Annotated in this window: 25 protein-coding genes; 14 read left to right on the top strand and 11 right to left on the bottom strand. The window is 63.2% G+C overall.

What is annotated here, in order from left to right; genetic code table 11:
- Positions 1 to 4 precede the first annotated feature (4 nt).
- The 6 genes from ACQ859_RS03310 to ACQ859_RS03285 all read right to left on the bottom strand — a co-directional run bounded on the left by ACQ859_RS03310 (position 5) and on the right by ACQ859_RS03285 (position 4426).
- Complete coding sequence (locus tag ACQ859_RS03310) at positions 5 to 1255, bottom strand: efflux RND transporter periplasmic adaptor subunit (RefSeq protein WP_431264591.1); 1251 nt, start codon at positions 1253 to 1255, stop codon at positions 5 to 7.
- A gap of 41 nt (positions 1256 to 1296) precedes the next feature.
- Positions 1297 to 1611 carry a hypothetical protein gene (locus tag ACQ859_RS03305; RefSeq protein ID WP_431264590.1) on the bottom strand — a complete coding sequence of 105 codons (315 nt, stop codon included), beginning with the start codon at positions 1609 to 1611 and terminating at the stop codon, positions 1297 to 1299.
- A gap of 26 nt (positions 1612 to 1637) precedes the next feature.
- Positions 1638 to 2936, bottom strand: coding sequence for a TolC family protein (locus ACQ859_RS03300; RefSeq protein WP_297379773.1), 1299 nt, complete (start codon positions 2934 to 2936; stop codon positions 1638 to 1640).
- 104 nt (positions 2937 to 3040) lie between these two features.
- Entirely contained in the window at positions 3041 to 3409 is a 369-nt protein-coding gene (gene czcI / locus ACQ859_RS03295) for a cation efflux protein, CzcI family (protein WP_297379771.1), read from the bottom strand.
- Positions 3410 to 3503: 94 nt separating this feature from the next.
- Complete coding sequence (locus ACQ859_RS03290; protein WP_297379768.1) at positions 3504 to 3905, bottom strand: CzcE family metal-binding protein; 402 nt, start codon at positions 3903 to 3905, stop codon at positions 3504 to 3506.
- Between the two features lie 62 nt (positions 3906 to 3967).
- The gene (locus ACQ859_RS03285; RefSeq protein ID WP_297379765.1) at positions 3968 to 4426 is read right to left on the bottom strand and encodes an MgtC/SapB family protein; all 459 of its coding nucleotides are present in this window, start codon (positions 4424 to 4426) and stop codon (positions 3968 to 3970) included.
- 217 nt (positions 4427 to 4643) lie between these two features.
- Between ACQ859_RS03285 and ACQ859_RS03280 the strand changes: the two genes are divergently transcribed.
- Positions 4644 to 4985, top strand: coding sequence for a zinc ribbon domain-containing protein (locus ACQ859_RS03280; RefSeq protein WP_321170153.1), 342 nt, complete (start codon positions 4644 to 4646; stop codon positions 4983 to 4985).
- Here the strand turns inward: ACQ859_RS03280 and ACQ859_RS03275 are convergent.
- A complete protein-coding gene (locus ACQ859_RS03275) occupies positions 4974 to 5390 on the bottom strand; it encodes a hypothetical protein (protein ID WP_297379763.1) in 417 nt (138 codons plus the stop codon). The two genes, ACQ859_RS03280 and ACQ859_RS03275, sit on opposite strands and share 12 nt — an antisense overlap.
- Before the next feature lie 160 nt (positions 5391 to 5550).
- On the opposite strand from ACQ859_RS03275, the gene ACQ859_RS03270 reads away from it, so the two are divergent.
- Together ACQ859_RS03270 and ACQ859_RS03265 are read left to right on the top strand one after the other, a co-directional pair.
- Positions 5551 to 7212: an alpha-D-glucose phosphate-specific phosphoglucomutase gene (locus ACQ859_RS03270; protein WP_297379760.1), complete on the top strand. Its 1662-nt coding sequence runs from the start codon at positions 5551 to 5553 to the stop codon at positions 7210 to 7212.
- 15 nt (positions 7213 to 7227) lie between these two features.
- Positions 7228 to 7650: a GtrA family protein gene (locus ACQ859_RS03265; protein WP_431264589.1), complete on the top strand. Its 423-nt coding sequence runs from the start codon at positions 7228 to 7230 to the stop codon at positions 7648 to 7650.
- Between the two features lie 28 nt (positions 7651 to 7678).
- Here ACQ859_RS03265 and ACQ859_RS03260 read toward each other — a convergent pair whose 3' ends face one another.
- The 3 genes from ACQ859_RS03260 to ACQ859_RS03250 all read right to left on the bottom strand — a co-directional run bounded on the left by ACQ859_RS03260 (position 7679) and on the right by ACQ859_RS03250 (position 9203).
- The gene (locus ACQ859_RS03260) at positions 7679 to 8308 is read right to left on the bottom strand and encodes a hypothetical protein (protein WP_297379758.1); all 630 of its coding nucleotides are present in this window, start codon (positions 8306 to 8308) and stop codon (positions 7679 to 7681) included.
- Between the two features lie 210 nt (positions 8309 to 8518).
- On the bottom strand, positions 8519 to 8872 hold the full coding sequence (locus ACQ859_RS03255) for an H-NS histone family protein (RefSeq protein WP_297379754.1): 354 nt from the start codon (positions 8870 to 8872) through the stop codon (positions 8519 to 8521).
- A 61-nt stretch (positions 8873 to 8933) separates the two neighbouring features.
- Positions 8934 to 9203 carry a helix-turn-helix transcriptional regulator gene (locus ACQ859_RS03250; protein WP_321170152.1) on the bottom strand — a complete coding sequence of 90 codons (270 nt, stop codon included), beginning with the start codon at positions 9201 to 9203 and terminating at the stop codon, positions 8934 to 8936.
- Between the two features lie 80 nt (positions 9204 to 9283).
- On the opposite strand from ACQ859_RS03250, the gene ACQ859_RS03245 reads away from it, so the two are divergent.
- The 11 genes from ACQ859_RS03245 to ACQ859_RS03195 all read left to right on the top strand — a co-directional run bounded on the left by ACQ859_RS03245 (position 9284) and on the right by ACQ859_RS03195 (position 21023).
- Entirely contained in the window at positions 9284 to 9946 is a 663-nt protein-coding gene (locus tag ACQ859_RS03245; protein ID WP_431264588.1) for a hypothetical protein, read from the top strand.
- 205 nt (positions 9947 to 10151) lie between these two features.
- Complete coding sequence (locus tag ACQ859_RS03240) at positions 10152 to 10490, top strand: hypothetical protein (protein ID WP_297379748.1); 339 nt, start codon at positions 10152 to 10154, stop codon at positions 10488 to 10490.
- A gap of 651 nt (positions 10491 to 11141) precedes the next feature.
- Positions 11142 to 11930 (top strand): TIGR04255 family protein, encoded by a 789-nt coding sequence (locus ACQ859_RS03235; protein ID WP_297379745.1) that lies wholly within the window; start codon positions 11142 to 11144, stop codon positions 11928 to 11930.
- 137 nt (positions 11931 to 12067) lie between these two features.
- Positions 12068 to 12424: a hypothetical protein gene (locus tag ACQ859_RS03230; protein WP_297379742.1), complete on the top strand. Its 357-nt coding sequence runs from the start codon at positions 12068 to 12070 to the stop codon at positions 12422 to 12424.
- A gap of 12 nt (positions 12425 to 12436) precedes the next feature.
- Entirely contained in the window at positions 12437 to 12883 is a 447-nt protein-coding gene (locus tag ACQ859_RS03225; protein ID WP_297379738.1) for a hypothetical protein, read from the top strand.
- Between the two features lie 569 nt (positions 12884 to 13452).
- The gene (locus ACQ859_RS03220) at positions 13453 to 15423 is read left to right on the top strand and encodes an ATP-dependent nuclease (RefSeq protein ID WP_297379734.1); all 1971 of its coding nucleotides are present in this window, start codon (positions 13453 to 13455) and stop codon (positions 15421 to 15423) included.
- A gap of 2 nt (positions 15424 to 15425) precedes the next feature.
- Complete coding sequence (locus tag ACQ859_RS03215; RefSeq protein ID WP_431266452.1) at positions 15426 to 15725, top strand: UvrD-helicase domain-containing protein; 300 nt, start codon at positions 15426 to 15428, stop codon at positions 15723 to 15725.
- Positions 15677 to 17326 carry a 3'-5' exonuclease gene (locus tag ACQ859_RS03210; protein ID WP_431264587.1) on the top strand — a complete coding sequence of 550 codons (1650 nt, stop codon included), beginning with the start codon at positions 15677 to 15679 and terminating at the stop codon, positions 17324 to 17326. Before ACQ859_RS03215 ends, ACQ859_RS03210 begins: the two co-directional genes overlap by 49 nt.
- A 28-nt stretch (positions 17327 to 17354) precedes the next feature.
- A complete protein-coding gene (locus ACQ859_RS03205; RefSeq protein WP_431264586.1) occupies positions 17355 to 18569 on the top strand; it encodes an ABC-three component system protein in 1215 nt (404 codons plus the stop codon).
- A complete protein-coding gene (locus tag ACQ859_RS03200) occupies positions 18566 to 19081 on the top strand; it encodes a three component ABC system middle component (protein WP_297379727.1) in 516 nt (171 codons plus the stop codon). Before ACQ859_RS03205 ends, ACQ859_RS03200 begins: the two co-directional genes overlap by 4 nt.
- Before the next feature lie 382 nt (positions 19082 to 19463).
- Complete coding sequence (locus ACQ859_RS03195) at positions 19464 to 21023, top strand: DUF3732 domain-containing protein (protein ID WP_431264585.1); 1560 nt, start codon at positions 19464 to 19466, stop codon at positions 21021 to 21023.
- 133 nt (positions 21024 to 21156) lie between these two features.
- Here the strand turns inward: ACQ859_RS03195 and ACQ859_RS03190 are convergent, their stop codons facing one another.
- Entirely contained in the window at positions 21157 to 21807 is a 651-nt protein-coding gene (locus ACQ859_RS03190) for a methyltransferase family protein (protein ID WP_431266451.1), read from the bottom strand.
- Positions 21808 to 21911 lie beyond the last annotated feature (104 nt).

Below are 21911 nucleotides of genomic sequence, written 5' to 3'. Positions count from 1 at the left end.
CTCTTTAGTGAGCGTGGGACGCGGTGGACTTGCCCACCTCGGCCTTGGCGATGAAGCTGCCCACGGCGATGTAGGGAACGCCGGCCTTCAGGCCCTGGACGATCTCGACGCGCTTGCCGTCGGTGCGGCCGACCTTGACGGGCTGCGCCACGAAGCCACCGCTCGTCTTGACGAAGACGACGGGCTTTTCTTCCATGGTCTGCACGGCCTCGGAGGTGACCGTCACAGGCGCCTCGAACGACTCGCTCTTCATCTCGACATTGACGAAGAGGCCCGGACGCCACGCCGTCTTGGGGTTCTCCAAGGTCACACGCGCCTGAGCGGTGCGGGTGGATTCGCCGATGAGGGAGCCCACGTAGGCGACCTTGCCGATCGCCGACTGCTCGAAGGCTGCGGCGCGCACTGTCACGCTGTCGCCCACGCGCACCAGCGGGAGGTCTTTCGCCGGAACACTGATCTGCGCCCACACCGTCCGAAGATCCGCCACGGTGAACACATTGGCGTCTTCACGCACCTGCTCACCCAACGCGATGTGTTTCTCGACGATGGTGCCGTCGAACGGCGCGCGCAGCTCGTAGCGGTTCAGTGCGCCGCTGTCGATCGTGGCGCCCACGGCCTGCAGCTTCTGACGGGCGTTCGCGACCGCAATCTCGGCTTCACGCATCGCTTGCTCGGCCACCTGAACGTCCTGCTGCGGCGAAATCTTCGCCTCGAACAGGCTTTTCTCTCGTTCGTACGTCGTCTTGGCCAGTTGCAGGCGCTTCTGAGCACCTTGCAGATCGGCGCGCTGGTCGGAGACCGTTGTGCTGCTGACCACCGCGAGCACCTGACCCTTGCGGACCACCTGGCCCAGGGCGACGGGCACCGCCTCGACAACGCCGGCGACGCGCGGCACGACGTGGGCGGTAGTGTCCTCGTTGAACTTGACCTCGCCCGGCAGTTGGTAGCTGGCCGTCAAGGTCGCAGCCTTGGCGGCTTCGATGACGATGCCCGACGACTTCTGCTGCTCCGCGCTCAACGCGATCACGCCCTCGCTCGAAGAGAACGGGAACGACTGCGTTTGGCCGCCGACGATTACCTGGATGACGCCGTCGAAGACGTGAGGTTCATCCACCGGCTGCGCACTGACGAGCGCGTCCTTCTGCGCTGTGAAGCTCAGCTTCTGCTCGTCGCCGCTCGGACGCTTGATTTGGGCGGTGACTTGCAGCTGGCCTGGCGCGACGTCCTTGCCAGCCTGCGACACCCACAGCTTCATACGCGGGGAGCCTTGATCCTCCGACAGCAGTACCTCAAGCGTCACGTTGCCCTTGGAGATGAGTTCTCCACCGCGGCTGCCTTTCTTGGCTTCCTCGTGATGCTCGCCGTCGCCATGACCCTTGGCTTCGTCGTGGCCCTTTTCACCCCCGCCTTGGCCTCACCATGGTGTTCGCCATCTTCGTGGCCCTTGGCTTCCTCGTGTGCATGCGACTCTTCGCCGCCGGACTTGCCGCCGGAAGCCAGGATGCCGACGCCGGCAGCCACGCCCAGCGCAAGGACCACCGCGATGGCGATCGCCTGCTTCTTGCCCGTGCCGGAGCGCAGGCGTTCCTTGAGTTCGTTCTTGGAAGTCATTTGGAAACTCGTTGATGTGTCGTGATTCAGGGACGAGCGTCGGCGCTGCCGAGCCGGCGGTCGATTTCGGCGGAGAGGCGGTGCGCTTGCGAGAGCGCGGTGAAATACTGGCCGCGCGCCTGCAAGAAGGTGCGCTGGGCGTCGAGGACATCCAGGAACCCGAACTTGCCGAGCTCGAAACCGCGACGCGCCGCGTCGTAGGCCGTCTGGGCGCCCGGCAGCACGTCTCGGCGCAGGACCTCGAGCTCGTCCGTGCGGGCATCGAGCTGATCGACCGCCTGCAGGACCTCCGAGCGCAGGCGTTGCTCTTCAGCCTGGGCGAGGGCCTGGGCCGCGTCGCGCTTGCGCAGCGCCTGGAACTGGGCGCCTTGATTGCGATCGAACAGCGGGATCGGGATCGACACGCTGATCAACGGCTGGGTGCGGCCGACGTCAGGCGCACGCTGGGCACCCAGGCCGATGGTGACGTCGGGGACGCCGCGGGCCCGTTCGAGATTGAAGGCCGCTTCCGCGCGCTGCACCTCCATTTGCGCGCGGCGCAGGATCGGCGAATTCTGGATGCGGTCGCCGAGGCTGTCCGCTCCGGGGAGTGCCGGCAACGCGTCAGGGCTGCCGTCGACCAAGGCGATGGACCCTTGCGGGACGCCCATCACTGCGCTGAGCGCCTTGAGCGACGCGGCGAGATCAGCCTGCGCCAATCGCAATTCGATGCGAGCGGTCGACTCGGCCACGCGGGCGCGGGTCTCCTCGGTCGGCGACACCTTCCCCGCCGTCACGCGGCGGCCGACGGCGTCGGCGCCACTCGTAGCGATCCGCTGCGATTCCTGCGCGACCTTGACCCGCTCTTGCGCGATCAGCACCTCGAAAAAGGCCTGGATGGCGCCCGCCCGCACTTCCGCGCGCTGGGTCTCCAGCGCCAGCGCGGCAACGTCTCGGTCACGCTGGGCCAATTCCACCCGCGCAGACCGCTTGCCACCCAGCTCGATCGTCTGGCTCAGGGTCATCTGGGTCGTGCGCGTGGCCTTGCGGGTGTCCTCAGTGCTGAGACCCAGGGTCGGATTGGGGATCAGGCCCGCCTGGCGGATCGCGCCGTCGTTGGACTCCAGCTCGTACCCGAAGGATCGAAGTACCGGGTTTTGCCGCAGAGCGGTCTGCACCGCTCCATCAAGCGTTAACCCGGTCTGGGGATAGAGGGTGCCGCCATTCGGCGCGACCGCCGAGACGTCAGAAGCCGCAGCAGCGGCGGGACGGACTTCGCCGGATTGGGCGAAGGCTTGAACTTGGAAGAGTGCCGCACAAGCCAGCGGCACAAGCAATCTGCGCATCGAAAACTCCAGGGTTGTGGAAACAACTCGAAGGATTCGACGAAGGCAGCGCGGCGCGTGCCGCTAGAAAGGTTTGGGGAGACGAGCCCGCTGCGTTCGCCGAATCAGGCGATGCGCCAATTGGGGCGTTCGGGGTGGTCCGGCGCTTGGCTGGAAAACCGCAGGTCCGCATTGGGACTCATGACCTGCGTAGCCGGGTCTGCAAGTGACACGTTCAACGCGGACACGGGCTTGGCGGCGCTCAGGTGGCAGGTGCCACAGTCGCTGTCGAGACCGAACTTGGACTTGGCCTTGTCACCAGGCGACGGCTTCTTGCCTTGCGCTTGATGCGCGCCCTCTGCGTGCGAATGCACGTGGTGGCCGAAGTGCTGCACTTCGCTAGAAGTCTCATGCTCGCAATAGGTAGCTGCTACACCCCAGGTGAACTGGAAGGGCAGCAGGACCAGCAAGAGGATGGACAGCCAGCGGCGCATGGGAGGGAAGTCTAGTGAGATCGGCGGCTCGTGGGAACCGCCGATCTAGCCTTTAGGGGACATCAGTCGGCATTCGGGCATAGCCCGCGCGGACTTAGCTGCCCTCGGACTCGTTACGGCTCACATGGACCGTGAAGTTCGCGTTAGCAAAGCCTTCAGGCGCAATGTTGGCCAGGTTCACGGCGCGGTGCTGCGCGGAGTCGAACTTCCACGAGAAGGTCTTGCCGCCGTCGCGGAACTCCACGACCTGGCCGCAGTCCACGTTGATGGAACCACCACGCGTAACATCGACGACCTTGTCAGCCTTCGCGCCGCTCACAGGCAGGCCATGAGGCGAACGGCCGTTCATCAGCAGTTCCGATTGGGTTGCGGCTTGGCTGGCGCCAGCGGTCAGCATCACGGCGGCAACGGCGGAGAGGATCGACACGGAAACCTTCACTTTTCTGTACTCCTGTTCGCGAACGCTTCCCTCGATAAAGGGAGACAGAACGTTCATCGCGGAGTGAACTTTAGAAGTCGGCACCTTCCAGCAAACCGTGCCGATTGATTACAAAACTGTCAGCTTCGAAGCGACTTGGCGGTCCTGGGTGGATCCGCTCCTTCACCCGTCTCGTCGGACCCGCCATCAGTACGGGCGACCTCTTTGAGCGGCGCCATCCATCGCAACGTGGCGTAGGTCACGATGCTCAGAATCACGGCGATGTCGTAAAGGCCATAGCCGACGGCACCTCCGACTGCGCCGGTCGCCCACAGGCTGGCGGCGGTGGCGGTGCCCGATGCACGTCCGGCCTGCTTGAGGATGGCACCGCCGCCGATGAACCCCACGCCCGTGATCAGACCTTCGAGGATGCGCGCCTGGCCGATGGAGTCCATGCCCAGGATGCGGATCGCCACCAGCACGAATCCGCAACTCGCGATGGCCACCAACGGAAAGGTTCGAATGCCCGCGCTGCGCTCCTTGCGCTCCCGGTCCCAACCGATGGGTAGCGCAAGCGCGTAGGCGATGCCCAGGTCCATCACGTGCGACGCCACCTCCATCCAATTCACTGGTCCTGTCATTCGGTGCTCCTCTTTGATCTGATCGCGTCACCCGGGCGGACAAGGCCGCGCGAGGTTCCTGACAACTCCGTAATCGCTCCGTCAGGCCAGCGCCCAGGCGTGGATTCCATGATGGCGACACACCGGCCTGCCGTCGCGGCGGCTGGACTCCCAACCTCGATGCATCGGAGCAACCATGTCCATCCTTCGCCGCTTGTTCAGTGGTCACCACAGCGGAGGTCACGGCGGAAACGACCACCGCGGCGGCCATCACCGCCGCAGTGACTACGGCCACGACTCGCACGGCAGCCGGCATTCCGGTTGGGGCCAGCCGACGACAGTGCCCGCGGCCCGCTCAAGCGATGCCACTGTCGCTTGCATGCGATGCAGCACACCGAATGCGGCGGGAGCACGCTTTTGCCAGCAATGCGGCTTCTCGTTGCGACCGATGGCCTGTGGAAACTGCGCGGCGCCGCTGGGCTCCGACAGCAAGTTCTGCCCGAACTGCGGCACGGCCGTGCCGGCCTCATCGGGCTGATCGCTCCGCGGCGTTGACATCGGTCGCGATGGGCACCGGCCCTGCCTCGTCGTATTCGACGGGAGCCTTGCACTCGTTGGGCTTGACGTACACGAACCTCGGCTTCTCCACCGTCGCGATGCCGCCAGCGGGCATCAGCAGGATCCAACTGCGGTGATTGCTGCGATAGCTCACAAGGGCGTACTGCGCGGTACTGTCCTCGAGCCTCCGGCAATCCAACGTGGCTGCGGGCACTTGAAATTCCGCCCCCGACCTAACGGACCAGAGCGTCGCAAGTCGCCAGCCTTGAACTTCGAGATCCCTCGGCACTTGAGGCGTCGAGCATCCCAACAGGAAGAGCGCCACGCACAGCAGGACTATGGCGAAGTGGGGCCGCGAACTGCGGAGTTGGGGAATTGCCGTCATGGCCACGTCCTGGACACGCCGATTGCCGGCAAGGGTCTGAACTGTGAAACCGTCATCCCCGCCGGACACTGACCGGGGGATTACAAGACTGACAGCTAGGGACTGCAGCTGCGCGCATCCGAGCCTTGCATTCGTCCCGAATTCCAATAGAGGTCCATCGATGAACTCACACATCTCTCCCCGCGCCGGCGAGCCAGCGCAACCTCAGGATCTCATCGACGTGAGCGAGCTGCTCAACGCGTATGCCTCGGTCATTCCGGATCTCGAGGATCCTCAGCAGCGGGTGAGCTTTGGCACTTCTGGACACCGCGGCTCGTCCCTGGACGGCGCGTTCAGCGAGCGCCACATCTGGGCGATCACACAGGCGATCTGCGACCATCGAAGAAAGATGGGCGTCACCGGCCCCCTGTTCCTTGGCATCGACACGCATGCGCTGTCGCTTCCCGCGCGCACCAGCGCGCTGGAGGTGCTGGCCGCCAACGGCATCGATGCCCGCATCGCCCCGTCGGGACAGTTCACGCCGACGCCCGCGGTCTCTTTGGCCATCCTGGAGTTCAACCGGCTGCATGACGGTGGCGCACAAGCGGACGGCATCGTGATCACCCCGTCCCACAATCCGCCGAGAGACGGCGGATTCAAATACAACCTCCCACACGGCGGACCGGCGGACAGCCGCACCGCCTCTGCCATTCAAGAGCTTGCTAATCAGCATCTCGCGGAGCATTGCAAGCACGTCCGTCGCGTGCAGGTGCCGCGACCGCTGATGTCCGGCGCGGCTCGCCCCTACGACTTCCTGCAGCGTTATGTCATGGCCGTGGGCCAGGTGATTGACCTGCCGGTCATCCGCTCCTCCGGCGTGCGTCTGGGCGTGGATCCGATGGGAGGCGCGGGCGTGAAGTACTGGGAGGCGCTGGCCGATCACTATCGCATCCCGCTGACCGTGCTCAACAACACCGTGGACCCGACCTTCTCGTTCATGTCTCTGGACTGGGATGGAAAGATTCGCATGGACCCGTCCTCGCGCTACGCGATGACACAGCTCTCTCGTCACAGCTCGGTCTTCGACGTCGCCTTCGCGTGCGACACCGACCATGACCGACATGGCATCGTTTGTCCCAGCAGCGGCCTGCTGCCTCCAAACCACTTCCTGAGCGTGGCAACGGACTATCTGTTGATGCATCGACCTCAATGGCCCGTCACGGCGGCAGTTGGCAAGACCGTGGTGACCACCGCCATGATTGACCGCATAGCACACGGAATGGACCGTCAGGTCGTGGAGACACCCGTGGGCTTCAAGTGGTTCGCGCAAGGACTCCACGAACATCGGCTGGCGGTCGCGTGCGAAGAGAGCGCGGGCGCGTCTTTCCTGCGACGCGACGGCATGGTGTGGACCACGGAGAAGGACGGCATCGTGGCGGGATTGCTTGCCGCCGAGATGACAGCAGTCATTGGAGCTGATCCGGGTCTGTACTACCGGACCCTGAGCACCATCATGGGCACCACCTGGTCCGATCGGGTGGATGCGCCGGCAACTGCCAAGCAGCGGGACCGATTGTCGAAATCCGCGGCGAAAGACTTCCAGCAACGCACGCTTGCCGGCGCCGACATCAAGATGATCCAAACCCATGCGATGGGCAACGATCAGCCCATCGGAGGCGTCAAACTGATAACAGACCAAGGTTGGGTGGCTGTGCGTCCCTCAGGCACTGAGGATCTCTACAAAATCTATGGGGAGAGCTTCGAAAGTGAAGCCCATCTCGCGGAGATGCTGCAGGACGCTCAGGCGGTCGCCGACAAGGTCATGGCGGACTCGGACGATTGAAACTGGACCGCGCTCATGGTTCGGAAACCTGTTGAACCGTCCGGGAGCAGGAGCGCCGGACAGCCACTCCGATTCATCGCTGTGGGGTGCGCAGCGACCCTGATCCACTGGATCACAGGTACGGCGGCAATCTCCTTGTTGGGGCTGCCTCCGTTGACTGCGAACGGGATCGCTTGGTCGATCGCTGCTGGGGTGTCATTCTTCGGCCACCAGCGTTGGACGTTTGCTTCCAGGGGAGCTGAGATGCAGCGGTCGGCGCCACGATTCCTACTGGTTTCGCTTGCAGGTTTGTGCCTCAATCAAGCGTCATTTGCAGCACTGCTTCGCTGGACGGAGCTCAGCTACGCGACCGTGCTTGCGCTCGTGCTGTTGCTCGTGGCCGGCGTCAGCTACGTCGCCAGTAGCCGCTGGGCATTTCTTCGCCTCGGCGCCACATGATGAGGTCGTGGCCGCTTCGATGGATGCTTCAACGAACAAGCTGGAGGGGGCCAGGGGCAGGTCGGCCGCTCTGCATGGCGAGCAGTTCCTCGCCTCTGCGGATCCTCGTGGCGGCGCGCAAGCACAGAAATGCAGTCGGGAAAAATGTGGGAGCGGACACGATGAACAAGCCCAGCGCCATCTGCCCACTCAGCAAGTCCAACAAGAGCAAGAATATTGGGGAGAAGCCGAGCATATAGGTCGCAAAGTAACCAACGGCGAAGAGCCCGCGCTTCACGCGTCGCCTTGAGGGATTCCCGTTCGACCTCTTGAACGAAATCTTCGAGTCGACGGCCGTCTGATGAAACTGGAGCAACGTCCGGGCCACGATGTAGGTCCGAATGGCGGCTCGTGGTTGGGGCAGAGACAGCAAATATGCGACCTCTTCCGCCCCGATCTGGGCGTCGCCAGCGATGGCCTTATGGCCCAGGTCGTACGCGAGCGGATGCAAGCCCGGCTTGCCAACCGCGTCGAAGAACTCCTTGGCAAACCGGTACTCATCTCGGAGCGAAGTGCGCCCTTGACCGATCAGGTCCCGGATCACTTTCCAACTCGCAATGGCGCCCGTCAGCGCGGTGCCCACCAAGCCCAGAACCTGAAACCAAACTGGCAGTCCCATCGCCTCTCCTCCCACTAAGAGCACTCTGCAACACCACCCCGCAATGGCTCAACGTACAGGGGCTTTATGGTGAGGTAAGCGTGCTCGTTATGAACCAGCTCTCCTTCAGATTCCGTCTAGGTTGGGGACTCGGCAGACTGGGTCCGGCGAGCGGGGCTAGCCATGGCCTAGGGTGACGGCTGTCCGGGGTCGCTGCCATTCGCGCGACCATCAAACTGCGACCTTGAACTCCTGGCGGTTGCGGCCTTGAGCTTCGTAGTCGGCTAGCCACTTGGCAGCTCTGCCGCGTCCGCTCCACGTATTGGATGGATTGGCGGGATCGCGGTACAGGACTGAAGCTTGAGCGCCCGACTTTCGAGCTCCCTTGTCGCCAGCCGCTACGTACGGCTCTAGAGCGTCGATGCCCTCAGCAACCGAGAAGCCGGCCGCCACCAGCTTCTTCGCGAACCCGTCCACGATCACCTTGAGTTCTTCACCGCGCTTCTCGTCGATCTGCTTTTCTAGCTCGGTGCGCAGGGCAACGAGTTCGGCGTAGGAGAGGCGGGATACATCGAGCTGAGACATTCGCTACCTGGCTTGTTGAGGTCGCAGCATCGTACTGTGCGTCAGGGCTCGGTCCCCAGCTTCAACCGTCAGTACTTCTGTCTCCAAATATGGGAGCGAAAAGGTCACGGATCGGCACACCGAGCGCCCTTGCTAATCGCTCAACGTTGTCGATGGACGCATTCCTGTGCAAGCGCTCCAGATGGCCTACGAATGTGCGGTGAAGCCCACTTTCAAGCGCCAGCGCTTCCTGAGACCACCCCTTCGCCGCCCGTAACCGTATGAGGTTGAGCGCCAGCTGCTCGCGCGCGCTGACGTCGATCTCTTTGAGCTGACGACGAGGTGAAGACACCTGTGGAAGTCTTCACATATGCCGCCTATGCGTCACCCGCTTTTAAGTCACAATCGTCATCGTGAACTGGATGCGCGATCATGGACTTCAAAGAATTCACGCTCGATAACGGCCAGCGAATCCGCTTGGCCACGGTGACCGGAACGGTCGTGTCGGCCAAAACGAGTCGGAGCGTGACGGTGACTCAGGGAGACCCGCTGGTGCTCTCGAAAGATGTCGCGCTGCCGGGCTCGATCACCACTACCGTGAGAACCAGGCAGGGTCTTTGGCTGCAGGACGACCGAGGTCAAGAGCGCTTCTACAAGCTCGGCGGCTTCGAACTTCCGGCGCGAGAAGGTCACGACGTCTCAATCCTCTTCGGCGCTCCTGCGGGTAGCTCTGATGCCAGCATCTTTGGCGCCATGAACCACACCAGCGGCGACGCGGTCTGCGATGTCATGGTCTTGGGAACTGCGTTGCGTGCGTGGCGCTTCCAGATCGGCACGGTGAGCAGCTTTCTGATGTGGACGCTCTTACCGGCGCTTGTCATCGGGCTGCTCGTGCTCATGGGCGCAGGCGGGAAATTTGATCAACGACTCGGCTACGCGGTCATCAGCGCCATCGCTTGCGTGATCGCGGGCCCCATCCTATGGATGCTCATCGGATTCAATCTGGGTCCCGGCTCGCGGATGAACGAACTCGCCTCTCAAATCAACCAGCTAGGACGGACCGCGCTCGCACAGGCTGGCAGTCATTTGGCCTGAGTAGCGAAGACGGCGCCTTGTCTAGCTCCGAGTGCGTTGCTAGCCGCGAGTCATCGAAGGGGCAGGGACGGGTCAGCCTAGCTCGGGGCTGGGATCTAGGCCGCGACACAAGCGCAAGGTAGGCTCAAAAAGCGCTCCCCTGGTCTGATTTCAAGGCCGCGACACCTGAAGCCGATCCGCGGGGAATCGCTGGTGAAGGAACGATATGAAACCCCTCGACCCCTCGCGCTGGATCACGACGTTGGAAGCCGCGAAACTCAGCGGCTTCAGCCGACCATTTATCGAGCGTCTGCTCGCCGCGGGCGGCTACAAGGGAGAAATCCGCAACGCCTCCGAACGTAAGCGGCTTGAAGTAAAGGCCGATCAGTTCCTCGCATGGATCACGAAATGCTCCGAAGGCACTGATCCTGGCGATCTGGCGCAGATCCGGGCCGAAGCAATTGTGGATGACGACATCCCGACAACAGAAAAGTCCACGCCAGAACTGAGAGCGACGTCGAGGGCTCGCGGATTGGACCTGGCGAAAAGGCTGGGCCGGCGCTGATAGTTGCCTGCCGGCGCTCGTTGAGTCGGATGAGGGGGCCGGTGCGACTAAACCTGAGCGTGGAGATCGGTCAGTGAGGCCATTCGCGACGGAGGCAATTCCATCATCAATGGACGAGTCTGTCGGGTGCATGGGCAGGTGTCTCGTAGGGCAGTGATTGCTAAAGGTGCTGTCGCAATGCCTCAAAGCGAGGAACGCATGTCCAGCGCTCGTAGCAGCCCGCAGCCTAGTACTGGGTCGTCTTGCAGCGGTTGCAGACGGTGGGGCTTTCAACCCGGAGCGGGTCTGTCGGGCACAACGGTGCATTGCCAGCCTGACACAAGCTGTTGTCCCTTCAGACTGGGTACGCTCAATCAGGCTTGGTGTGCGGGCGGCGGCGTTCGGAACGGCAGAGGGCTCCGGGCGGGCTGCAGGACCGCTATCTTTCCAGCATCGACTGGTATCGAACGAGATGGTTCATCTTTGTGAACGCCCATCCAAGCCATGTTGATCGACGTCCACGCTCATCGTGCGGCCGGTAAATTCCCCTACTCCTGCACCCTAGGACACCTTATATAAAGTTATCCACACCAAAATGGGTTCTGCACACAGGTTATCCACAACATTTTGCACAGTTTGGTCTGTAGACTTCCGCCAAACAAGAGGAGCCTGATGAGCGCCACAACCCGAAAGCCGGTGAAGTTTGGAAAGCCTCCAGTGGTGGAGGTGTCATGTGGCGTTACGTTCCGGCTGGAAAAGCCCCTCAAGTCTGGACACGCCGGACTGTACTGGTCGCGCGTTCGCCACGAGTTCCCGCGTTGTGAGGATGCGGCGCCGATCACCGCTTTGTTCGAGACGTCTGACGGCGCACCCAATGTTCAGTACGAAATCCTGGACATGCCGGAGCTTCGCCGCACTTGGCTATTGAACAGTGTCGGCACGCATCTGCTCCAGCTGCAGGAAGACCGTTTCATCTTCAACTGGAAGCGCAACAGCCTCGATGAGCACTACCCCTCATACGACACTGTCATCGCAGATTTCTGGAAGCAGTGGCACCAGTACCGCGACTTCCTGGCTGAGCAGGGCTTAGGGGCGCCGGTTGCAGTCCAACTTGAGTTGACGTACCACAACGTGCTGTTGGGCCACAGCCACTTCCTTCGGGATCATCGGCGCGAGGCTCCTGACTCCAGGTTTCTGCCGGTGTCGGAAGCATTGAATTACCGCGACCAGTTCCTGCTACCGGATAACTGCGGCCGCTTGCATGTGAACGCGCTGTCTGCTCGCCAAGTACAGACGGGCGAAAAAGCCCTGCGCCTTGACTTGACCGCTCGTGGCCTCCCCAAGGAGGCTTCTGAGGAAGGCTGCAAGGGCTGGTTCGATTTGGCGCATGAGTGGATCACTCATGGATTCGCCGACCTAACTACATCCGAAGCCCATGAGCTTTGGGGGAGGACCGCTTAATGGAAGCCGTTTTGACATCTTGGAGACCCGAGCTACCGGCGCAGGGTGCAGTCCGCCGTGCTTGGCAGAAGGTTACGACCCGCAATGCAGGTGTCTCGCGAGGCGAAATCGAGCTGGCCCCGCCCAGCACAGAGGCCTTGCCCGGCGTCGTCATCACTTCTGCGGTCGCGGCCGCAGAAGACAAGCGGCGAATCATCCAAGGTATGTTCTTCCAGTTCGCAGCCGCTCAGGAAGTCTCGAAGGCCACCCAGCAAGCCGCCACGACCTTGCTGTCGTCGCTGCCTGCAGAGGCTGCACTTCCCAAGGTGGCCGTTGACGACGGTGGCATCTTGATGACGTGGGCGGTCGAAGGCAAGGGGCGCACGCTCTTGATGGTTGTCGACAACGTGCTGCACGCTGTCGCCAATTCCGGCACTGCTGAGGCGATTCACTTGGCCGACATACCCTTCGATGGAATTCTGCCCACGGAGGTCCTGAGCGCGATCCCTCGGTAAGCCGAACTCGGTATGGTCGAGGAGATTCCACCCGAGGATCAGGTCAGCCGGCACATCGACGCTCCGCACAAGTGGAAGCCGGCGGAACAAGAGTTCGAGGAGCAACGCCTCTTCGAATTCCCCCGCGACGAACCTGAATCCGTGGTCTGGCGGCGCTACGTGCCCGGCATCGCACAGGTTCACCAGATGGGCTGCGAGCGGCAGGCCGTCAAGCGTCCAACTAAGCCGTCCTACACCTATGTCGGAGCCATCACGGCTACCGCGGAGGCGATCCGAGCAATCCGAGTCAACGGCCACGGGTTCCGGTTGGAGCACGCCCCTGACGAAGGGGAGTGGCATGCGCATGTCTCCTATCTCAAGCTGCCTGACACCGAGTTCAACAAGGCGCACAAGTTGGATTTAAAGGAGCACCTGCGCAATGCCTTCGGTCCGCTGGAGCCGCACAGCTGCGTCGATTGAAAGCGGCATGCGGTTGATCGCGGCGCGAGCTGGGCAGGTGTTGGGGACGCGCCGCGTGTTGGCGGCAGGCCAGGGTGACCGCAGCAACGGGACGTGAGCACTACCCAATGCCGTGTACCGCCTCAAATCGGTACCAGCATCCCCTTGTTCTAGGGAATCGGGGCGCCAAGGTTTGAAGCGTTCATCTTCGTCTTCTACGAGCGAACAAGCCGTTGGCTGTCGGAGACTGCTCGCCGAGTCGTTGCAGCGCGTCATCTCTTGGAGCGCGGCCTTGGCCGCGTCGCTGGTGAACTGCGGCCCGACGCCATCCGCTCAATGGTCGCCGCAGCTGAACGCCGTGCCGTCAGACTGAAGCTGCGGCGACATCGCAGCGGTTGCGGGCCTTCACCCTGGTGGGGCCAATGTGCGGTATCTAACGCCTTGCGATCGTTGGGTTCGCCAGCTCAAATTGCGCTGAGGCGAACGCGCGCATTGACTTGCTAACATCGAGTAGCGCTAGAAAGTGCATTGCGATGTCGACAGTAGATCTGGCGCGCATAAACAATAAAGGCCACCAGGGAGCGGTGCCAATGTATGTCGAAAGTGTCACCATCACCGGGTTCCGGTGTTATGGCCCCATCCCGACGGTCATCCATCTCAGCCCGGGCCTGACCGGGTTCGTCGGGGCGAATGCTTCCGGCAAGACCGCGGCACTCCAAGCCCTGATGCGCCTGTTCGGGGTGACCCGAGCACTGCGCACCGTCGTTCTCTCTGACTTCCATGTGCCACCCACCGAAACCGAGCGCCCAAAATCGCGGGCGCTGACCATCGATGTGCGCATGAGCTTGCCGGAGTTGGTGGACGGCAGCGCCACCGCGGAAACGGTGGCTCCCGTATTCCGTCATGTACGGGTGGAGCGGCCCGGTGGTACTCCGCTATGCCGGTTGCGACTGCGCGCACGCTGGGATGATGACGGTACGGCCGAAGGTACTGTCAGCCAGGAGCTGAGCTGGATCGGGACCGCCGAGCCGGTCGTCCGCGACGACCAGGCTTTCCCCGTAGCGCCCTCCGACCGTGGATTGATCCAGTTGTTCTACACGCCAGCCAGCCGCGATGCAGCCACGCAGATCCGCGCCACGACAGGGGCTCTGGCCGCGCGGCTACTCAGGGCGATCGAGTGGTCAGCAGGGACGCAGTCTGCGGTCAACGCTGCCACGGAACAGTTGACGACCGCGTTTGGCGGCGAGAAGGCTATCCAGGCGATCAGCCAGTCGTTGTCCCAGCGTTGGGGCGCTCTGCACGAGGGCGACATCGACTGCGCGCCGGAGCTCAGCCTGACCAGCCGACGCTTCGAGGAAGTCATCGCGCGCATCGGTGTGATGTTCAAGCGCGGCCCGGCCGGCCAGGACCGTGGCCTGGAAGCCTTGAGCGACGGGCAGCAATCCCTCTTCTATTTTGCGCTGGCGGCGGCCGTATTCGATGTGGAGCGAGCTGCGGTGGCAGGCCGGATCGAGGGGTTCCGATCCGAGGAACTCAGCGTGCCTGCCCTGACCCTCTTTGCGGTCGAGGAGCCGGAGAATCACGTGACTCCGTACTACCTCTCGCGGATCCTGAAGCAAATCCGCAGTCTCGTGGAGACAGGTGCCGGGCAGGCCTTCGTCAGCAGCCATGCGCCCTCGGTGCTCGGGCGCATCCCGCCCGAGGACGTGCGCTATTGCCGACGCGATACGGCCAGCGGTACGTCGACCGTCCAGCCCATTCCGATGCCCGCCGGCAGCGTCGAGGCGATCAAGTTCGTCCGCAATGCATTCCTGGCCTTTCCGGAGCTGTACTTCGCGCGTTTCGTTCTGCTGGTCGAAGGTGACTCCGAGCGCATCGTGCTGCCTCGGCTGGCCGAAGCCCTGGACCTTCTGGTCGATCCGTCCTTTGTGGCCATCGTGCCGCTCGGTGGTCGCCATGTGAACCACTTCTGGAGGTTGTTGAAGGGACTGGGCATTCCGTATGCGACTCTGCTCGACCTGGACCTCGGGCGCGATGGCGGTGGCCATGGCCGCGTCAAGAACGCGCTGCAGCAACTGCTTGCATTGGGAACGCCTCGTGAGCAGATCCTGGCCTTGTCTGACGGCTCCATTCTGACAGACGAGAGCCTGGCAACGATGGATACGTGGGACGGTGCGATGCTCGAAGGCTGGCTCGACTATCTGCAGCGCTCGTCATCGGTCTTCTTCTCTTGGCCCTTGGATCTCGATCTGGCCATGCTGCACGCCTTCCCGGCCGCCTATGCAGCCACCATCGAGGGGACGGGACCGCGTATGACCAACGAGGCCGCCGCCGAGGTGGTCCTGGGAACGGCAGGCCCCGGCTTGGCCGGCTACACCGGCAACGCGCAGCCGTTCCTCGCTCACATGGCCGCCTACCGCTATCACTTCCTGACTCACAGCAAGCCCGCCACCCACCTGCGCGCCCTGGCGCACATCGATCGGCCCGCGTTGCGTGCCGGCATGCCACCGGTACTCCAGCGTGTGCTTCAGCACATCACCGCCCAGGTGTCGCAACTGTGAGCATGGCCTTGCCGCCGCGGCGCATCCCAGCGGCCGACTGGCTGCCGGTGGGCGTCGACAGTCTTGAGCCGAATGCGCTGACTGTGGTGCACTCCAGCGAGCACTGTTCGGTGCTCGCTGGACCGGGCGCCGGCAAAACGGAGTTGCTGGCGCAGCGGGCGGCCTTTCTCTTGCAGACGGGCGCCTCCCCGCCCCGCAGCGCATCCTGGCGATCAGCTTCAAGCGCGACGCCGCGCGCAATCTGTCCCGCCGCGTGCGCCAGCGCTGCCACGCGGATCACGCGAGGCGCTTTGACTCCCTGACGTTCGACGCATTCGCCAAAAGCCTTGTCGATCGTTTCGGCCAAGCACTGCCGGACCGCTGGCGGCCGACAGCCGACTACGGCATCCTGTTTCCGAAGAAGGCCTACTGGATCGACTTCCTGCGACGTGTGGGGCACGCGCAGGACAACCCATTCGGAGCCGCGGCCGTTCAGACCATCCCGGCCGCCGCGTTCGAGCGGCGCCATGTCCTCGACGCCACCCTGCCGGAAGCCGGCTGGCCCACCACCACGGCCGGCCGCTGGGCAGGTCAGCGCTTTTGGGATCAACAGTTGCGCAGCGCCGAGCGCAGCTACCTGTCCTTCCCCATGCTCAGCCGCTTGGCCGAGCTCTTGGTCCGCATCAACGCAGCAGTACGCCATGCTCTGGCCCTGACCTATTCGCATGTGTTCATGGATGAATTCCAGGACACCACCCAGGCCCAGCTCGATCTGGTGCAGACCATCTTCCTCGGCACCTCGACGGTCATGACGGCCGTGGGCGACAACAAGCAGCAGATCATGCGCTTCGCGCTCGCAATGGATGACCCGTTCGGCGCCCTTGAGCAGTCCTTCGCGGCGAAGCGCATCCCGCTGCTCAGCAACTACCGCTCATCGCCCGAACTGGTCCGCATTCAGCACGTGCTGGCGCAGGCCCTGGACGCGAATGCAGCGCGCCCAGAATCCAAGGCCAAGTCAGCGATCTCCGACGCCTGCTGTTCCATCTGGGACTTCACCAGCACGCAGGCGGAGGCCAGCACGCTCGCAGCCTACGTCGCAGGGCAAATGCGCGAGCACGGCCTGCAGCCCACCGATTTCGTGTTGCTGGTCCGGCAGAAGACCGAGGACTATGCCCAAGTGCTTACGCCCGCTTTCGCCGCCGCAGGCATCCCTGTCCGCAACGAAGCCGCTTATGTCGGCAGCCAGATGCTGCAGGAGTTGCTGACGGAGCCGCTTTCGGAGTTGGTGCTCGTGATGCTGCGCCTGGCCTGCGCCGCAAGCGGTGGAACGAGCTGGAGCGAGGCCCAGCATGCGTTGGCCGAGTTGCGCGGCGTTGACCCCACCGATGACCGAGCCCGGCGCGCGCTGGCCCGCGATCTGGACGGCTTCGCCAGTGGATTTCTCCGGCAGCATCCACAGCCCCCATCCAGCGAAGCGCAAGCCCGGTCCATGGTCCAGGCGGTGCTGGCATTCCTGGATCCAAACGCCTTAGTCGCCACGCACGCGCCCTATGGCCAGGGAGACTGGTTCGCCGAGGTGGAGAACAGCGTCGTGCTGCACCTGCTGGCCAGCGCCGCGCAAGCGCAGGACTGGCGTGCAGCGCTGGACGCGTATGAGGGCGCCAACGCGCTCCCTCTGATGACTCTGCACAAGAGCAAAGGCCTGGAGTACCACACCGTCATTTTCGTCGGGCTCGATGACGATGCCTGGTGGAGCTACACCCAGGACCCGGTCGATGCAACGGCCGGATTCTTTGTCGCATTCACCCGCGCTAAGCAGCGGGTGATCTTCTCCTACTCGCCCGAGCGCGGCCAGCGAACGAAGGTCGCGCCGCTTTACGAATTGCTCGACAAGGCCGGCGTGCCGCGCATTGCGGTGGCTTAGCTCGAATTCAGGACAGGAGGCATCCACCATGATCCCGCCCAGCATCTCCACCTTCGGCGCAGCGCCGTCGATGGTGGGCTACCTGTACCAGGTCCGGCTCGCCCTGCTTTGGGCAATCCGGCGCAGCCGTACCAGCGACTTCGTTGTCAGCCTGGAGACATTGGACGACGTGAGTTTCGAAGTCGGCGGAGAACCACTGGCGGTGCTGCAGGCCAAACATTCGCTTATGGCGGCTGCGACCCTGACCGATCTGAGCGCCGAGCTGTGGAAGACACTGCGCGTCTGGCTGGTGGGCCTGTCCAGCGGTGAAATCCCGCTTGGCACAGCGCGCTTCCTGATCACCACCGCTGCGGCCGCGCCCGGAAGCGCATGCGCCGCCCTGGGTATAGAGGGCCTCGACCGCGACGTGGCTGAGGCCGCCAAGCGACTCAAGCATGCAGCGACCAGTTCTACCAACAGCGAGCTCAAGCCGGCTTTCGAGGCCTACCTCGCACTGGAGGAAGCTGAGCGCGAAGCCCTGCTGGCACGGGTCTACGTGATCCCGTCGCAGCCAGACGCCGTCGAGATTACAGAGCAGTTGCAGTCCGAGCTCTACCATGTCTCGCTAAACCATCAGGCGCTGTCGGTGCAGATGCTCGAAGGTTGGTGGTTCAAGCGGGTGCTGAATGAACTGGTCCACCCGGAGGGCGGGATCCCTCGCGCCGAGATCGACGCGCAGATCTCGGAAATCCAGGAATCGCTGAAATCCGACGCCCTGCCGATCGATGAAGACCTCGACGCGCTGATGGTCGCGCTAGAACAACTGCCGGAATTCGCTGATCGCCCGTTTTACAAACAGGTCGAACTGGTCAGCGGTAGCCAGCTGCGCATGCGCAACGCGATCACCAGCTATCTGCAAGCCTTCCGGCAACGCTCTGCCTGGGCCCGCCACGACCTGCTGTTCGATGCCGACCTGGACAAGTACGACAAGCGCCTGCAGGCCGAATGGGAGCTGCAGTACGGCCAGGTCTGCGACGAGCTCGGCCCGGACGCTACCGATGCGGCAATGGCACAGGCGGGGCGCGCCCTCCTGAAGTGGGCAGAAGACGCCCATATTTCCATCCGTTCGGGTGTCAATGTCCCTTGGGTCTGCCGCGGTTCGCTGCACATGCTTGCAGAGGATATGCGCGTGGGCTGGCATCCACAGTTCGAGACCCGGCTGAAAGCCGTCCTCGACGCGGCCGCGCAGGGGAAGACTGCATGACAGCTTGGCAGGATCGCACCATCGAGCAGCGCAACCTGCTCAACCCCGCGTTCTGCGCCGTCGCGGTGTGGCATCTCGCGCGTGGCTACGCCACGGAGGCAACGACGCTCGGCACTGGCCAACAGACACTGCCGTTTGAGCTGGCCTTCGTGGGCGCGAGCCTTGTCCTGCGTGGCCAGACGCGGGAACAATTGCCTCGCACGATCACGAGTTCGCTGGCCACCTGGGTGCACGATCACCCGCTGGAGCGATCGGCCGTCGCCAAGGGCGTGGTCGTGTTGCGGCAGACGGTCCGCGAGGCGTTGCTGTTCGGCGCACAGCACCAGCTGCTCGCGCTGGATGGTCGCCGGATTGCCGCCGGCGAATCGCAAGCCAAGAAGATCAAAACCTACCTCAGCGCATCGACCATTGAAGTGAGGGACTGCATGCGCCAGGCCATGTTCGTCGGTCGTTGGCTGTGCAAGGCGGGCGCGCCCCCAACCGTGTTGGCGCTATTGGGAGTTCAAGCATGATTCAGATTCGCGCCGTGGTGATCTACAGCCACGACGGACGCCACCGCGTGGTGCCCTTCGAACCAGGCCGCGTCAATATCATTTCCGGAGACTCGCGCACCGGCAAGTCGGCCATCCTGGGCATCATCGACTACTGCTTTGGGGCTAAGGAGATCGACGTGCCCGAGGGCAAGGTGCGCCGCAACGTGGCCTGGTTTGCGTTGCTGCTGCAGACACCGCGTGGTCAGGCGTTTGTGGCCCGCCAGTTGCCGACAGGGGACGGCAAGTCCAGCGAGGCGGTCTACGTTCAAACCGACACGGAGGTCCACATTCCCCCGCATCGGCGCTGCGCCAGACGACCAACCGAGAGGGACTGCGTTCGCTGCTGGCCTCGTGGACTGGGTTGTCGGACTACCTGCACGAACCGCCGGCTGGGCAGACGCGCGACGCGCTGGCTGCCACCATCAGCCATGCGCTCACGTTCTGCTTCCAATCGCAGAACGAGATCGCGCAGCGTAAACACCTGTTCCATGGCTCCAGTGATCGATTCGTAGCGCAGGCGATCAAGGACACCCTGCCCTACTTCCTGGGTGCAGTTACCGACGACTACGTCGCCAATCAGCAGGAGCTTAAGCGCGTTCGCTCAGAGATCCGTCAGATCGACCGCCGGCTTGCGGAAGCCGCCGCGATCCGAGGCGATGGCGTGGGTCGCGCAGACACGCTGCTAGCCGAAGCCAAATCGGTCGGAATGAGCGAACTCCCCGATAGCGCAACCTGGCAAGAAAAGCTCGACACACTCCGCGAGATTCAGAACAGGCCGGTGCCCTCGGCGGCGGCAGAGGTCGACGGCGACGGCGAGTTCCGCAGGCTCTCCACCGTGCGCAGTGAACTCCTGCAGGAGCAGCGCACCTTGCAGTCCACGCTTGAGCGTGCCCGCAGCTTCGAAGGCAGTTCGAAGGGCTATTCGGCGGAAGCGCGAGAACACACTGCGCGCCTACAAGCGGTGAGCGTCTTCGAGCATGACCAGCCAGGACATGCCTGCCCGTTGTGTCTACAAGGACTGCCCGAAGCCTCGCAAGTTCCGTCGATCGGCGACCTGCGGGCCGCCCAGGACTACATCGGCGAACGCAGTGGCGCGATGGATTCGGCGACTCCACGCATCGAGACCGCCATCCAGGATGTCGAGACCAAGCTCTCGGATGTGCGGCGCCGCATGGAAGACAACCGCGTCCTGCTGACAGCGGTCAAGCGGGGCAACGAACGTCTGCAACTGGCCTTGGACATGGAAGCGCGACGAGCCATGGTGCTCGGCCGGATCAGCCTGTACATGGAGAACATCCCGCAAATGCCGGACCTCAGTGAGCAGCAGGAGCGACTGAAGGAGCTGCGGCGGCAAGAGGTGCTACTCGACGAGGCGGTCGGTGCTGACACCATCCAGGCCAAGATGGAGTCCTGCCTGTCCAACGTCAACCAGCATCTGTGGAACTACGCCAAGCAGATCGACCTGGAGTATTCCGATACACCCTTGCGCCTAGACCCTCGCAACCTGACCATCGTGGCGGACACACCGGAGCGGCCGGTGCCGATGCGCGAGATCGGCAGTGGCGAGAACCATGTCGGCTATCACATCGTGGCGCACCTGGCCCTGCACACCTGGTTCGCGAGTCGCGGTCGGCCGGTGCCATGTTTCCTGCTATTGGACCAGCTGTCGCAGGCGCACTTCTCTCCCGACACGGTGCCAGGCGAGGGAGTAACTCAGGAGAAAATCGACGCCGATCGCAAGGCCGTGAAGCGCCTCTTCGGCCTGATCTTTGACGTGGTCGCCAGCTTGGACGGCAAGTTCCAGGTGATCATCACGGATCACCCCGACTTCAGCGATGACACCCGTTTCCAAGCCTCGTTGAGGGAGCGATGGCGTGACGGACTCAAGTTGGTGCCCGAAGATTGGCCACGTGCCACCTGAGCGCCCTCGTGTTGGTGTCCAAGACTTTGAGTACGAATGACCGCCAACGGCAGGAGCAGTCATTGGGGCGCTAAGACAGGGGACCGCAGTCAGCCTGAAGCGGTCTCCGAGGGAACGCTTGGCGAGCCGTTCCTTATTCGCGCGCTCGCTCAGCTTGGCGCTTGGCGACGTGAGGAGACACTCCCTTGAGCACTCTTCCATCTTGTAGGACGCCAACCCACCACTGGTCATCCGGTAGCACAGCGGCTAGGTCGCGAGGAGTCAACGCTGTTACTGAGATGCGGAGTTGCTGCGCCAAGGCCAATTCCGCGAGCTCTTCGCGGACTACTTCGGCCGCTGACGGATTCGAGACCAGCAGTGCGATGTCCACGTCGCTGTACGCCGTGTCCTCGCCGCAGGCCACGCTTCCGTAGAGCCAAGCTGACAATACGTGGCCCCCATGTTTGGCGAGCAAGTCACGGATAGTTGCGACAACACCATCCCAGCGTTGCTGCTCTGAGAGAAACAGCCCAACGAGCGCGTTCGCCAATGGGCTGGCACTGTTCAGGGAGTACAGCTGGCTTCGCCCCGTCCCGTGCACCTTCACCAACTTTTGCTGAGTCAGAACTTCCAGAATCAATCGGGTGCCCTGTGGTGACAGGCCTGCAGTGCGGGCCAGATGCGACGCCGAGTGCTCCATTCGGTCCGTGGCCAACACTCGAAGTACTCGCACATTTCCGGCGCTTCCCAAGATTCTTGTCAGAGGGAAACGGTCGTGGCTTTGCGGTTTGGATGGCGCCGGCATGGGGAAAAAACAGGCCAGTCGTAAAGAAAATGAAGTTTCCCTAGCGAAAGATGTATGGCGCCCGAGCTTATCGCGCGGAGGCGCTCCCTTGGGTGCCTTTTGAC

It is taken from the genome of Roseateles chitinivorans (assembly GCF_050632235.1).
GTDB classification, from domain to species: Bacteria; Pseudomonadota; Gammaproteobacteria; order Burkholderiales; family Burkholderiaceae_C; genus Roseateles; species Roseateles chitinivorans_A.
The sequence above is the reverse complement of the archived record's forward strand: the minus strand, read 5'-3'. Positions and strand labels throughout refer to the sequence as shown.